A 12990-nucleotide genomic window follows, 5' to 3' on the forward strand; every position below is an offset into this window, starting at 1 on the left:
TCTACCAGCGACCGAGCTCGTCGACCACGCCGTTGCCCGGGGGCAGGGCGTTGAACAGCCGCATCGAGCCGCGGCGGCCGCCCTCGGCCTCGGGGTAGAACGACAGCACCGTCACCGACGCGGGGGTCAGCTCCATGCGGAAGACAGCGTCCAGCGGCGCGTCCACCGCGTGCGCGACCAGCGTCTTGATCGGAGTCACGTGGCTGACCACGACGATCGCGCGGCCGGCGTGGGCGGCCAGCACCCGGTCGAGCCCGGCGAGCACCCGCTCCTGGACGGTGCGGAACGACTCGCCTCCCCCGGCGGGCACGTCGAGCGAGCCGAGCCAGGCGTCGAGCCCGGCCTGGTCCTGCTCGGCGACCTCGGCGAAGGTCAGCCCGTCCCAGGAGCCGAACTCCATCTCGGCGAAGCCGGGCTCCTCCAGCAGCGGGCGACCCAGGACCTCCGCGACGATCTCGGCGGACTCCCGGGTGCGGCGTACCGGGCTCGCGACGACGGCGTCGATCCGCGCGGCCAGCGGCGCCAGCCAGTCGGCGGTCGTCCGCACCTGCGCGCGGCCCTCGTCGCTGAGCCCGGGGTTGGCGCTGGCCAGGCCGCCGGAGAACCGCTTGGCCTGGGTGTGGGCGGTGACGCCGTGGCGGACCAGCACGAGCGTGGTGGGCGCGCCCGTGCCGGCCGACCAGCCGCGCGTCTGCGACTGGATCGAGGCCGGGGCGTCGCCCGCGGCGGCGGCGTCGGGGCTCTGGATCTCCTCGATGAGCGAGTCCTCGTCGAGCTCCGCCACCGTGACCCCGGAGCGGAGCCCGTCGAGGGCCTCGTTGGCGAGGCGGTCGGCGTGGGAGTTCCGGGCCCGCGGGACCCAGGTGTACGTCGTGCCGGCCGGCGCCAGCTGCGCGGCCTCGGCGGCCAGCGGCTTCATGTCCGGGTGCTTGATCTTCCAGCGGCCCGACATCTGCTCGACGACGAGCTTGGAGTCCATCCGGACCTCCACCGTCGCCCCGGGCGCGTGCTCGACGGCGAGCCGCAGCCCGGCGATGAGCCCGGAGTACTCCGCGACGTTGTTGGTCGCCCGGCCGATCGTCGTGCCGTCCTCGGCGATGACCGCGCCGGTCTCGGCGTCCTTGAGGACCGCGCCGTACGCCGCCGGGCCGGGATTGCCGCGTGAGCCGCCGTCGGCCTCGACGACGACCGAGCGGGGTCCGGTCACAGCCCGGACTCGGCCGTGCGGACCAGGATCCGCGAGCACTCCTCGCACCGGACGACCTGGTCGGCCGGGGTGCGCGCGATGATCGCGAGCTCGGCGTTGTCGAGGGTGAGCCGGCAGCCGCCGCACTGGCGGGCGCGGAGCTCGGCGGCGCCGACCCCGCCCTTGCTCGCGCGCAGCTTGTCGTAGAGGGCGACGAGGTCGGCGGGCAGGCCCTCGGCCTTCGCCCCGCGGCCGCCCTCGACGGTGGCGAGCTCGGCGTCGATCTCGGCGAAGCGGCGGTCGCGCTCGGCGGCGAGCGCTGCGAGCCGCTCGTCGTGGGCGGCGAGCTGCTCGTCGAGGTGGGCGAGGCCGCGCTGGGCCTCCTCGAGCTTCTCCATCACCTCGAGCTCGTCGTCCTCCAGGGAGCCGATCCGGCGCTCGAGGGACTCCAGCTCGCGCTGCATCCGCTCGAGGTCCTTGGGGTTGGAGATCAGGCCCTGGTCCATCCGGTCGCGGTCGCGGGTGCGGCGGGTCCGGACGGCCTCGACGTCCGCGTCGACCTTCGCCTGCTCGGCGCTCAGGTCGTCGACGACGATCCGGGCGTCGCGGGCCTGGTCGTCGATCACCTTCCGGCTGGCCTCGAGCTCGGCGATCTCGGCGAGCTCGGGCAGGTGCGACCGCTGGTGGCGCAGCTGGTCGGCGCGGGCGTCGATCTCCTGGACCTCGAGAAGCGCGAGCTGGGCGGTGGGGTCGGCTTTCAGCGGAGTGCTCCCTTGTGACGTGTTCAGGTGGGTCGTGCGGGTCTCAGACGCGGAAGCTCCACGGATCGGTCGACGTGGTGCTGACGCGGGTGCTCACCGTACCGCCCAGGGCGCCCGCGAGCCGCCTCTCGAGCACCGGCAGCCAGGTCCACTCCGCCGCCCAGTGAGCGACGTCGACCAGCGCCGGCCCGCCGTGCTCCAGGAACTCCGACGCCGGGTGGTGACGAAGGTCGCTGGTCACGTACACGTCGACGTCGCACCCGCGGACCCGGTCGAGCAGGAAGTCACCGGCCCCGCCGCAGAGCGCCACGCGTCGTACCTCGCGGTCGGGGTCGCCGCCGACCCGCACCCCCTGGGCGGTCGCCGGCAGGGCGTCGCGCACCCGCTCGGCGAAGGCCCGCAGCGTCATCGGCCCGACCGTGCCGACCCGGCCGGTGCCGGTGGACGCGGTGCCGGGGTCGGCGATCTCCACGACGTCGTACGCCGGCTCCTCGTAGGGGTGGGCCGCGAGCAACGCCCGGACCACCGCGGTACGCCGCCCGCGCGGCAGCACCACCTGGATGCTCACCTCCTCGACGACCTCGGAGCGGCCGACCTCGCCGATCGTCGGGTCCGCGCCGGGCATCGGGCGGAACCGGCCCTCCCCCGCCGTCGTGAACGACGCGCCCTCGTAGTCGCCGAGCTCGCCGGCGCCCGCCGCGGCGAGGGCGTCGCGGACCCGCTCGGCGCTGTCGACCGGCGCGAAGACCGTCAGCTTGTCCAGCGGCGCGGCCGGTGCGGGCAGCAGCGGCTCGAGGTCGGTGAGGCCGAGCGCGAGCGCCATCGACTCCGAGACCCCGCCGACGGCCTGGTCGGCGTTGGTGTGGGCCGCCAGCAGCGCACACCCCGCCCGGCTCAACGTGGCCGCCGTGCGGCCCTTCGGGGTCGCGGTCGTGAAGCCGTGGACCGGCTTGAGGAACAGCGGGTGGTGCACCACGAGCAGGTCCGCGCCCCACGCGGCGGCCTCCTGCGCGACGACCTCGGTGGGGTCGACGGCCAGCATCACCTTGCTCACCGGCGCCGCGAGGTCCCCGAGCACCAGGCCGACGGCGTCCCAGCCGTCCGCCGTGGCCGGCGGGTACCAGGTGTGCAGCAGGTCGACGACGTCCTTCAGCGCGGGCACCCGGCCAGGCTATCGCCGGGGGTGCCTAGGCTCGTTCCATGCCCGTCGTGAAGATCAATGCCATCTCCGTCCCGCCCCAGGCCGGCCCCGAGCTCGAGAAGCGGTTCGCCGCCCGTGCCGGCACCGTCGAGGGCACCCCCGGCTTCCTCGGCTTCCAGCTGCTGCGCCCGGTCGCCGGCGAGGACCGCTACTTCGTCGTCACCCAGTGGGAGGACGACGCCTCCTTCGAGGCCTGGCGCGACGGCGACGCCCGCGCCGCCCACGCCGGCTCCCCCGCCGGCGGCCCCGTCTCCACCGGCGCCTCGCTGCTGGAGTTCGAGGTCGTCCTCGACGTCCGCTGACGCTCGGCGGCTCGTCTGCAGAACGCGCCCTGCCGCCTTCGGCCTGGGGGCCGTGGGTGGTCGCGGTCCTTGGCAGCTATGGGACCAGGTACGTCGTGGGTCACGGTCCGCCGCCGGCTTCCTGGCCACCGCTGGGCTCCGGGTGGGCGCTGCCAACGCGCCTCCTCGCCCCGAGCGGTGGCCGTGGGGGCACCGTCGGATGCCGCGCATTGCCGCGCATGCCGCGGAAGTCCGCGGCCGACCTCGCGGGCGGGCTCCGGGCGTGCCTGTGCCCCGCCGACTGGGTGCTCCGGCGGGGTCGTGGGCGGTGGGGCTATGAAACCGGTGCCTCAGGCGGCTGGGGTGGTGGCGGTTCGGGTCCCAGGTCGTGGGTGCCTCGGTGGTCGACCCGGTAGGTGAGACCAGTCGCACTTCGCCACTCGAACGTGCCCGGCGATGGCGACTCCTGGTGCCAGCCGGCGTGGGTCTTCGCGCGATGGTGGCGCCTGCAGAGGGGCGCGATGTTCTCGGTCGCCGTCGGTCCGCCCCTGGCGTGGGGGACGACGTGGTCGTCGTCCACTCGCGAGTTCGCGTGGGCGGGTCTGGTGCACCAGGGGGCGACGCAGTGGTGGTCGCGGAGCCGGGTCTGTTGGCTGAGGCGGTCGGGGACTTCGTAGGCCTCGACGTGGATCCGGGCGTTGAGGTCGATGACCGGCTTCACGATGATCGAGGCCTGCCCTCGGGCGGCGCGGGTGCACCAGTCGGCTAGCTGGGCGGTGAGGACGAACCCGCGAACGTTCTCCACGCGGGTGATCTCGTCCAGCGTCCCGTCGGGACGCTGGTGCACGTGCACGACCAGCGGCTTGGGGTCGGTGTCGAACTCCAGGCTCAGCTGCCGCCGCGCCATGTCACCCAGAGCGACCGACCGGCGGGCGTCGAGGGTGTCGGTGCAGCCGAGCTGCTCGAGCCTCACCGCGCCCTTGGTCAGGGCGTCGTCGAGATCGAGCGCGTCGGCCAGGTCGAGGGTCGCCCACACGTCCACGTGCCCGTCGAAGGACACCTGGCGGGACTGGATGGTCACGTGCCGGGCCTCGGCACGCTCGGTCGCAACACGTTGGGCTTCGTCGGGGTCGAACCGGACCAGCGCCTCCTCCAGCAACCGCTCCAACGCAGCCGGCCCGATGGTCGAGGCCACCGGGGCGAGGTGGGTGTCGACGAACGCGGCGCCCTTCTTCGGCAGGTGCAGCGTCCGCCGCGCCAGCGATCGTGCCTTCCAGGCCGGGAGGTCCAGCGAGGTCACCTTGGCCCACAGCTTCGGGAGCCGGTAGCGCAGCTCGAGGGCCTCGGCCAGGTAGGCGCGGCCGGCGTCCTCCGACTTCCCGAGCCCGGCCGCGAACTCCACCACCGCGAACTCGGTCACGAACGGAGCACCCTCACCCGCGAGGCAGACCGGCTTGTCGCCGAACCCGCGGAACACCGACCACGTCGCTGCCTCGTCGAGCGACTCGGCCGGGTGGAGCACGCACCACTGCACCGCCGCTTCGAGGAGACGAGCCTCCGCGGCGTTCGCCGCCTTCTGCTCAGCCCGGGCGGACGCGAGCACGTCGGCTGGGGTGTCCAGCGGGTGCTCGAGCGTCGCGATCAAGGCCATGCCTCATTCTACTCGAACACGTGATCGAACAGAAGGGCCTGTTCGCACATCTTCAGAACGGGTCGGACGGTCCAGCGCGAGGCGGCGGCCAGAGACCCGGCAGCAGACAGCGACCCTCGGCGTACCCCGTCCCATAGCTGCCAAAGACCGCAACCACCCACGTCCCGCAGCCCGAAGGTCGGCTCACGGGGCCTCGACACGTCGGCGCCAGGGGCGCCTCCTGCTCGACCAGCGGGCTGACCCGGAGGCCGAAGGTCGGCCGCGCGGGGCCTCGACACCGCGGCGCCCTAGTTGACCTGCCGCTCCTGCTCCCGCCAGTACTCCGCACGCAGCTTGAACTTCTGCAGCTTGCCGGTGGCGGTGCGGGCGAGCTCCTCGCGGAACTCCACGGAGGTCGGCGCCTTGTAGCCTGCGGCCTTGTCCTTGCACCACGCGATCAGCTCGGCCTCGGTGGCGGAGGCGCCCTCGGCGAGGACGACGAGGGCCTTGATCGTCTCGCCCCACTTCTCGCTGGGCACGCCGATGACGGCGACCTCGGCGACGGCCGGGTGGGAGAAGATCACGTCCTCGACCTCGATGGAGGAGACGTTCTCCCCGCCCGTGATGATCACGTCCTTCTTGCGGTCGGAGATCGTGAGGTAGCCGTCCTCGCCGATCGTGCCGCCGTCACCGGTGTGGAACCAGCCGTCGGCGAGCGCGACGGCGCTCTCCTCGGGCTGCTCCCAGTAGCCCTCCATGACGACGTTCGACCGGGCGAGGACCTCGCCCTCGGGCCCGGTCGAGAGCCGTACGCCGAGCGCGGGCGCACCCGCCCGCACGAGCTTGGCGGCCCGCTCGTCGGCCGTGAGGTCGTCCCACTCCGCCCGGGTGCGGTTGACCGTCAGCAGCGGCGAGGTCTCGGTGAGGCCGTAGATCTGGATGAACTCCCAGCCGAGCTCCTCCTCGACCCGGGCGACGGTGCGGGTCGGCGGCGGGGCGCCGGCGACGATGATCCGCACCCGGTCGCGGCCGGGCACCTCGCCCTCCCACGTGGGCAGCGCGTCGAGCACGGCCGCGACGACCGCGGGCGCGGCGCACATGACGGTGACGCCGTGGTCGCGGACCCGGCGCAGGATCTCCGCGCCGTCGATCTTGCGGATGATCACCTGCTTGATGCCCAGCCCGGTCGTGGCGAAAGGCATCCCCCAACCATTGGCGTGAAATTGCGGGAGGGTGTGGAGGTAGACGTCGCGGTCGGTGAGCCCGGCGTGGAGCCCGAAGGTGAGCGCGTTGACCCAGATGTTGCGGTGGGTGATCTGCACGCCCTTGGGCCGCGCGGTGGTGCCGGAGGTGTAGTTGACGCAGGCGGTCGCGTTCTCGTCCGGCTCCCAGGGCTGCGGCGTCGCGCCGGGCGCGGCGTACAGGTCCTCGTCGTGGCCGAGGGTGAACCGGTGCTCGGCACCGACCCCGCCGAGGGCGTCCTCGAGCTCGGGGTCGACGTAGAGGGCGCGGGCACCGGAGTGCTCGACGATGTAGCGGACCTCGTCGGGCCGCAGGCGGAAGTTCACCGGCACCAGCACGCGCCCCGACCCGGCGACGCCGAAGAACGACCCGAGCAGACGGGCGCTGTTGTGGCTGACCACCGCGACCCGCTCCCCCACCCCGATGCCGAGCTCATCGAGGTGCGCGGCCTGGCGCGCGGCGAGGTCGCCGAGCTCGCGGTAGGTCAGCGAGCCCAGTGACGGCGCCGGCTGCTGCGGCTCGTCGACGACACCGGTGCGGTCGGGATAGACCGTCACCGCCCGGTCGATGAAGTCGGAGACGCTGAACGGGACGATCACGGGACCTCCTGAGCGGTTCGCGTACGACGTGGTGTGGGCCACTCTAGGCACCTGCGGTTGGGCTGTGGTTGCCGCCGTATCCCGACGGGACGGTGGGGAACCGACCGCCCATGGACACCTCGGACTTCAGCAAGATCAAGCAGGCGGCCGGCCCCTTCGCCACCGCTTTCGTCGACGTCAGCCGGGCCACGGAGAACGGCGAGCACGAGCACGAGCTGCGGGTCCGCGCGGCCGCCGCGCAGCTCAGCGAGCAGGGGGCCGACGAGGACGTCGTGGAGACCGTCGTCCGCGTCCTCTCCGCGCCGCTCGACCGGCCCGCGCCGGTCGGCCGGCTGGTGGTCGCCAACGCCGGCGGCGTGGTCCTCGACGAGGTGGCGACGGTCCGCGTCGACCGGCCGGTCGCGACCTGGGGGCCGCTGCCGGACCTGGCGGCCTGGGTGGAGCACCGCGACAGCACGGTCTCCTTCGTGCTCGCGGTCGTCGACCACACCGGCGGCGACGTGGCGGTGCACCTCTCCGACGTGCCGACCGCGCTGGACGCCCAGCGGATCCAGATCGACGACGAGCGCATCGCCGACGTCACCAAGGTGCCGGTCGGCGGGTGGGCGCAGAAGCACTACGAGGTGCGATCCGAGAACGTCTGGCGCGACAGCGCCGAGGAGGTCGTCGAGGCGATCACCTCCTACGTGCGCGCCGGCCACCGGCTGGTACTCCTCGCCGGCGACCCGACGTCCAAGGGCCTGGTCCGCGAGCGGCTCGAGAGCAGCACCGCCGAGGTCGTCGAGCTCAGCAGCGGGCAGCGCGCCGAGGACGGCGGGGACGCCGCGCTCCAGCAGGCGATCCGCGAGGCGCTGATGCAGCAGGTCGTCCAGCGCCGGCTCGGCGTCGTCGCCGAGCTCAAGGAGCGGCTGGGTCGCGGCGAGGCGGTCGCCGCCGGCGTCGAGGCCGTCGCCGACGCCTTCGTCCGCGGGCAGGTCGACACCCTGCTGCTCGACCCGAGCCGGGCCGCGGACGCCGAGCTGGACCCGTCACGGCACGAGGGCCTCGAGCTCGGCGAGGGCGTCCCCCAGCAGCCGCTCCGCGCCGACCAGGCCCTCATCGCCGCCGCCGTCCTCACCGACGCCGCGGTCACCGTCAGCCCGCACCAGGCGATGCGGGGCGAGCCCGTCGCCGCGCTCCTGCGCTGGGACCAGCCCGCCGTGGGCACCCAGGACTCCTGAGTCCCCAGGGGGCCGGGCGGACCACCGCGGACGCCGGCCGCTCCCGGACTGGGTACGGTCCGGCCGTGCCCACCCGCAGCGAGCGGCTCGACGCCCTCCCCTTCACCCGCGAGCACGGCCGCCTCGTCGTCGGCTCCGGCATCGGCTGGGCGCTCGACGCCATGGACGTCGGACTGATCAGCTTCGTCATGGCCGCGCTGGCCGTGCAGTGGGACCTCGGCACGACGACGCTGTCGTGGATCGCGAGCATCGGCTTCGTCGGGATGGCCGTCGGGGCCACCCTCGGCGGGCTGCTCGCCGACCGCGTCGGCCGGCGGCAGGTCTTCGCGCTGACCCTCCTGGTCTACGGGCTCGCGACCGGCGCCGCCGCGCTCTCCTGGTCGGTCGGCGCCCTCCTGGTCTTCCGGTTCCTCATCGGCCTCGGCCTCGGCGCCGAGCTGCCGGTCGCCAGCACGCTGGTCAGCGAGTTCGCCCCCGCACGCATCCGCGGGCGGGTCGTCGTCGCCCTGGAGTCGTTCTGGGCGGTCGGCTGGGTCCTCGCCGCCGTGATCGGCTACCTCGTCGTGCCCGCCTCCGACGACGGCTGGCGCTGGGCGCTCGCCCTCGGCGCGCTCCCGGTGGCGTACGCCGTCGTGGTGCGGCGCGGCCTGCCGGAGTCGGTCCGCTTCCTCGAGAGCCGCGGCCGGCACGACGAGGCCGAGGCCGCCGTCCGGCGCTTCGAGGCCGCCGCCGGGATCCCCGCTCCCCCGGCGAGCGAGCCGCCGAGCGAGCCGCCGAGCGATCCCGCGCAGCCACAGGTGGAGCGCAGCGAGCCGCGCGCTCCGGGCCCGAGGGCGCTCTGGGGCGCGCCGCACGCCACCCGCACCGCGGCGCTCTGGGCGGTCTGGTTCGGGATCAACTTCTCCTACTACGGCGCCTTCATCTGGATCCCCTCGCTGCTGGTCGCCGACGGGATGGACCTGGTCCGCTCCTTCGGCTTCACCCTGGTCATCACCCTCGCCCAGCTGCCGGGGTACGCCGCGGCCGCGGTGCTCGTGGAGACCTGGGGCCGCCGCGCCACGCTCTCGGCGTTCCTCGTCGGGTCGGCGGTCTCCGCGGTGCTGTTCGGCCGTGCCGACACCGAGACGGCGATCATCGCCGCGGGGATGGCGCTGTCCTTCTTCAACCTCGGCGCGTGGGGTGCGCTGTACGCCGTGACGCCCGAGGTCTACCCGACGACGCTGCGGGCGACCGGGGCCGGCGCCGCGGCCGGCTTCGGCCGGATCGCCTCGGTCCTCGCGCCGCTCTCGGTGCCGTGGCTCCTCGACGCCGGCAGCGGCACGACCGGCCTGTTCGTCGTCTTCGCCGGGTTCTTCACCCTGGCCGCCGCGGCGACCTGGGGGCTGCCCGAGCGCGCCGGCGCCGCCCTCAACGAGTCCTGACCCCGGCGGTCAGGCGGGCTCGGTCGACGCCTGAGGAGATGACCCGGCTCGCGGCCGCCTAGAGCCCGCTGCCCTCGTCCGCGGCATCATCGTCCGCGGCATCCCCGTCCGTCGACTCGGCCTCGCCACGGGACGCGCCGATCCCGGCGCCGAGCGCGAGCCCGATGGGGATGCCCAGGGCGAGGAACGCGACGCTGTCGAGTGCCATCCACAGCGTGACCCCGATGGCGGCGCCGATGGCCATGCCGATCGCGGTGGCGGACTCTGGGCCCTTCGATGACATGCCGCCGACCCTACGACAGCCCGGCAGCGGACTCCTCCGACCTTCCCGCTGGTCAGAACCGCGTTGGTGGGCGCAGAGGGGATCGAACCCCCGACCACCTCGTTGTAAGCGAGGTGCTCTACCGCTGAGCTATACGCCCGTGCCCGCTCGGGCGGCCACAGACTAGACGGTGGCGCACGGCCTCACGAAAAGGGCCGGAAATGAGTTGAACCGCTGGCGTCTCGGGTCACCAGCGGTTCAACGGGATCAACTCTAACGCGGGCCCCCGACAACGTCCCCGGTTGCCCCGGATCGCCCGCCGCGGTCTAGACGGGATCGGCGTGCAGGGTGAGCTGGCGCAGGTGCTCGTCGAGGTCGCGCCCCTCCGAGGTCGGGTTGTGCACCGACCAGCGCAGCACGCCGTCGCGGTCCAGCACGTAGGAGGAGCGGCGCGGCGCACCCGTCCGCTCGTTGAAGACGTCGTAGGCGCGGGTGACCTCGCCGTGCGGCCAGAAGTCCGAGAGCAGCGGGAAGTTCAGGCCGTCGGCGTCGGCGAACGCACGCAGCGCGTGCATCGGGTCGCAGGAGATCGCGAGCACCTCGGTGTCGAAGGTGAGGAACTCCGCGAGCCGGTCGCGCACCCCGGTCAGCTCGCCGGTACAGACGCCGGAGAACGCGTAGGGGAAGAACAGGATCGCGACCGCCTTCTGCCCGCGGTACGACGACAGCGTGACGTCCTGGCCGAACTGGTCGCGCAGGGTGAAGTCGGGCGCCACGCACCCGAGCGCGATTCCGCTCACTCGCCGTCCTTCGTGCGCTTCGTCAGCTCGCGCTTGAGGACCTTGCCGGTCGCGTTGCGGGGCAGCTCGTCGATCAGGACGATCTCCTTGGGCACCTTGTAGCGGGCCAGGTTCTGCTTGACCCAGCCCTTGAGCTCGTCCTCGTCGGCCGAGGCGCCGTCGCGCAGGACCACGAAGGCCCGCAGCCGCTTGCCGTAGTCCTCGTCGTCGATCCCGACGGCCGCGACGTCCACGACCGCCTCGTGGCGGGCGAGGCAGTCCTCGACCTCCTTGGGGAAGACGTTCTCGCCGCCGGAGACGATCATCTCGTCGTCGCGGCCCTCGACGTAGAGCCGCCCGTCGTCACCGATCCGACCGACGTCGCCGGTCGACATCAGCCCGTCGATCATGTCCTTGTTCCCGCCGCCGGTGTAGCCCTCGAAGAGCAGGCTGTTGCCGACGAAGATCCGGCCCGAGGCGCCCTGCGGCACCTCGGCGCCCTCCTCGTCGTACATCTTGACGGTCGTGCCCCACGGGGGCATGCCGGCGGAGTCCGGCGCCTCGCGCAGGTCCACGGGCGTGGCGATCGAGGCGTAGGCCACCTCGGTCGAGCCGTAGATGTTGTAGAGGTTGTCGCCGAAGTGGTCCATCCAGGTGATCGCGAGGTCACCGGGCAGGGCCGAGCCGGAGGACGCGACGACCTTGACGGTGTCGAGGGAGTAGCGCCGCAGCACGTCCTCCTCCAGGCCCAGGATCCGCTGGAGGAAGACCGGGATGACGGCCAGGGAGTCGCAGCGCTCCTCCTCGACCGTGCGCAGGCAGTCCTCGGGATCGAAGCGCCGCTTCAGGACGATCGTGGAGCCCAGCAGCATGGCCAGCGCCATGTGGGCGAAGCCCCAGGTGTGGAACAGCGGCGCGGCGATGTGGGTGCGCCAGCCGTGGCGCAGCGGCATCCGCGAGAGCAGCGAGATCGCCGCGTCGACACCGGCCTCGTTGCGCGGGGCGCCCTTCGGCGTACCGGTCGTGCCGGAGGTCAGGATGATGATCCGCCCGTGCCGGTCCGGGGGGTCGAGGTCGCCGTCGTCCGCCGAGGCGATCAGCCCCTCCAGGGTCGGCACCTCCTCCGAGCCGTCGGCGTCGCCATCGACCCAGGCCAGCACCCGCTGCTCGACGTCGGCCTCGGCGAGGAGCTCGGTGAACTCCTCGTCGTGCACGACGACGGTCGGCTTCTCCCGCTCGAGGACGTCGACGAGCTGGGGGCCGGCGAAGGCGGTGTTGAGGTAGAGCAGGTCCGCGCCGAGCTTGGCCGCGGCGATCGTGGTGTCGACGAAGCCGCGGTGGTTGCGGCACATGAGCGCGACCCCGTCGCCCTCCCCGACGCCGCGGGCGCTCAGCGCGCGGGCCAGCGCGTTCGACCGGCGGTGCACCTCGCCGAACGTCAGCTCGCCCAGCTCATCGACCAGACCGACCCGGTCGGGGTAGCGCACCGCGAGGCTCGCGAAGCCGCCGGCGGGGCCGGTGCCCCAGTCCTTGACCGTGCGCGCCAGCCGGACGAGCACCGCCGGCGGGTACGGACGGATGATGCCGGAGGACGCGAGCACCTTCGCACCGGTGCCCGCGGCCGTGGCGCGGCCGAGGAGGGTCTGGAGCACGGGTCAGAACCTACGCGGGCGTCTTGGGCGCGACCAGACGCGTGGCCGTCCAGTCCTTGCTGACCGCGGCGGTCGTCGTCTGCGAGAGGCCGGCGATGGGCGCGGCCTCGGCGATGTCGGCCGCGTCCACGGCGTTGGGCCGGCCGACCTTGGGGGTCAGCAGCCAGATCGCGCCGCCGCCGACGAGGTCGGTGAGGGCGTCGACGAGGCTGTCGACCAGGTCGCCGTCCTCGCGTCGCCACCACAGCACGACCGCGTCCACGACGTTGCCGTGGTCACCGTCGACCATGTCGGCGTCGATGGTGTTCTCGATGGACACCCGGAGGTCGTCGTCGGTGTCGTTGTCCCACCCGAGCTCCTGGACGACCATGCCCTTGGTGAGCCCCAGCCGTTCGGCGGGTCCGGTGCCGGGTAGGTCGGCGCCTGCGGCGCCGGTCGGGGTGGTGCCCCCACCCTCGGTCGAGCTCAACGTGGTCCTCCAGACGCGATCGGTACGGCCGCTATCCACGGCCTCGAGGAGTAGTCCAGCGGAGTCGGGCGCCCGATGCAACCCGTCGCGACCTGCGGGAACGCCACTTCTGCGTCACAGCGACGCCGCTGGAACGCCAGGGAGGGCGCCCCGCGGACCTCGACAGGGCCCCACGAGGACGCCACGAGCACGCCAGGAGCACGCCAGGAGCACGCTGGAAACGCCGCTGTGAGCATGCCGCCGGAGGGAGGGCGACAGGGCGCCGAGAGGGACCCCGGAACGGCCGA

12 protein-coding genes and 1 tRNA gene are annotated in these 12990 nt (G+C 73.4%); 3 read left to right on the forward strand and 10 right to left on the reverse strand.

What is annotated here, in order from left to right; translation table 11 throughout:
- Window position 1: 1 nt before the first annotated feature.
- The 3 genes from HPC71_RS14015 to HPC71_RS14025 are packed head-to-tail and all read right to left on the reverse strand — an operon-like array spanning window position 2 to window position 3109.
- Window positions 2-1207 carry a bifunctional RNase H/acid phosphatase gene (locus tag HPC71_RS14015; protein WP_195849536.1) on the reverse strand — a complete coding sequence of 402 codons (1206 nt, stop codon included), beginning with the start codon at window positions 1205-1207 and terminating at the stop codon, window positions 2-4.
- Window positions 1204-1974 (reverse strand): zinc ribbon domain-containing protein, encoded by a 771-nt coding sequence (locus HPC71_RS14020; RefSeq protein ID WP_432806461.1) that lies wholly within the window; start codon window positions 1972-1974, stop codon window positions 1204-1206. The genes HPC71_RS14015 and HPC71_RS14020 overlap by 4 nt, the downstream gene beginning before the upstream one ends.
- 16 nt (window positions 1975-1990) lie before the next feature.
- Window positions 1991-3109 (reverse strand): Nif3-like dinuclear metal center hexameric protein, encoded by a 1119-nt coding sequence (locus HPC71_RS14025; RefSeq protein WP_171896811.1) that lies wholly within the window; start codon window positions 3107-3109, stop codon window positions 1991-1993.
- Window positions 3110-3147: 38 nt separating this feature from the next.
- On the opposite strand from HPC71_RS14025, the gene HPC71_RS14030 reads away from it, so the two are divergent.
- A complete protein-coding gene (locus tag HPC71_RS14030; protein WP_154616271.1) occupies window positions 3148-3450 on the forward strand; it encodes an antibiotic biosynthesis monooxygenase family protein in 303 nt (100 codons plus the stop codon).
- Window positions 3451-3763: 313 nt separating this feature from the next.
- On the opposite strand, the gene HPC71_RS14035 is transcribed toward HPC71_RS14030, so the two are convergent.
- Together HPC71_RS14035 and HPC71_RS14040 are read right to left on the reverse strand one after the other, a co-directional pair.
- Window positions 3764-5080, reverse strand: coding sequence for an HNH endonuclease (locus HPC71_RS14035; protein WP_154616270.1), 1317 nt, complete (start codon window positions 5078-5080; stop codon window positions 3764-3766).
- A 287-nt stretch (window positions 5081-5367) separates the two neighbouring features.
- Entirely contained in the window at window positions 5368-6900 is a 1533-nt protein-coding gene (locus HPC71_RS14040; protein ID WP_171896812.1) for an AMP-binding protein, read from the reverse strand.
- Between the two features lie 110 nt (window positions 6901-7010).
- Between HPC71_RS14040 and HPC71_RS14045 the strand changes: the two genes are divergently transcribed.
- Together HPC71_RS14045 and HPC71_RS14050 are read left to right on the forward strand one after the other, a co-directional pair.
- Window positions 7011-8120, forward strand: coding sequence for a baeRF2 domain-containing protein (locus HPC71_RS14045; RefSeq protein WP_154616269.1), 1110 nt, complete (start codon window positions 7011-7013; stop codon window positions 8118-8120).
- 65 nt (window positions 8121-8185) lie between these two features.
- Window positions 8186-9541, forward strand: coding sequence for an MFS transporter (locus tag HPC71_RS14050; RefSeq protein ID WP_171896813.1), 1356 nt, complete (start codon window positions 8186-8188; stop codon window positions 9539-9541).
- A 58-nt stretch (window positions 9542-9599) separates the two neighbouring features.
- Here HPC71_RS14050 and HPC71_RS14055 read toward each other — a convergent pair whose 3' ends face one another.
- From HPC71_RS14055 to HPC71_RS14075, 5 genes are all read right to left on the reverse strand, one after another.
- Window positions 9600-9824, reverse strand: a complete 225-nt coding sequence (locus HPC71_RS14055; protein ID WP_154616267.1) for a hypothetical protein — start codon at window positions 9822-9824, stop codon at window positions 9600-9602.
- A 64-nt stretch (window positions 9825-9888) separates the two neighbouring features.
- Window positions 9889-9963, reverse strand: a tRNA-Val gene (locus HPC71_RS14060).
- 166 nt (window positions 9964-10129) lie between these two features.
- Window positions 10130-10603 carry a peroxiredoxin gene (locus HPC71_RS14065; protein WP_171896814.1) on the reverse strand — a complete coding sequence of 158 codons (474 nt, stop codon included), beginning with the start codon at window positions 10601-10603 and terminating at the stop codon, window positions 10130-10132.
- On the reverse strand, window positions 10600-12234 hold the full coding sequence (locus HPC71_RS14070; RefSeq protein ID WP_171896815.1) for an AMP-binding protein: 1635 nt from the start codon (window positions 12232-12234) through the stop codon (window positions 10600-10602). Before HPC71_RS14070 ends, HPC71_RS14065 begins: the two co-directional genes overlap by 4 nt.
- Before the next feature lie 10 nt (window positions 12235-12244).
- A complete protein-coding gene (locus HPC71_RS14075) occupies window positions 12245-12703 on the reverse strand; it encodes a DUF3052 domain-containing protein (protein ID WP_154616263.1) in 459 nt (152 codons plus the stop codon).
- Window positions 12704-12990 lie beyond the last annotated feature (287 nt).

Origin of the sequence: Nocardioides marmotae, from assembly GCF_013177455.1 — a bacterium.
In the GTDB taxonomy this organism is placed as follows: Bacteria; Actinomycetota; Actinomycetes; order Propionibacteriales; family Nocardioidaceae; genus Nocardioides; species Nocardioides marmotae.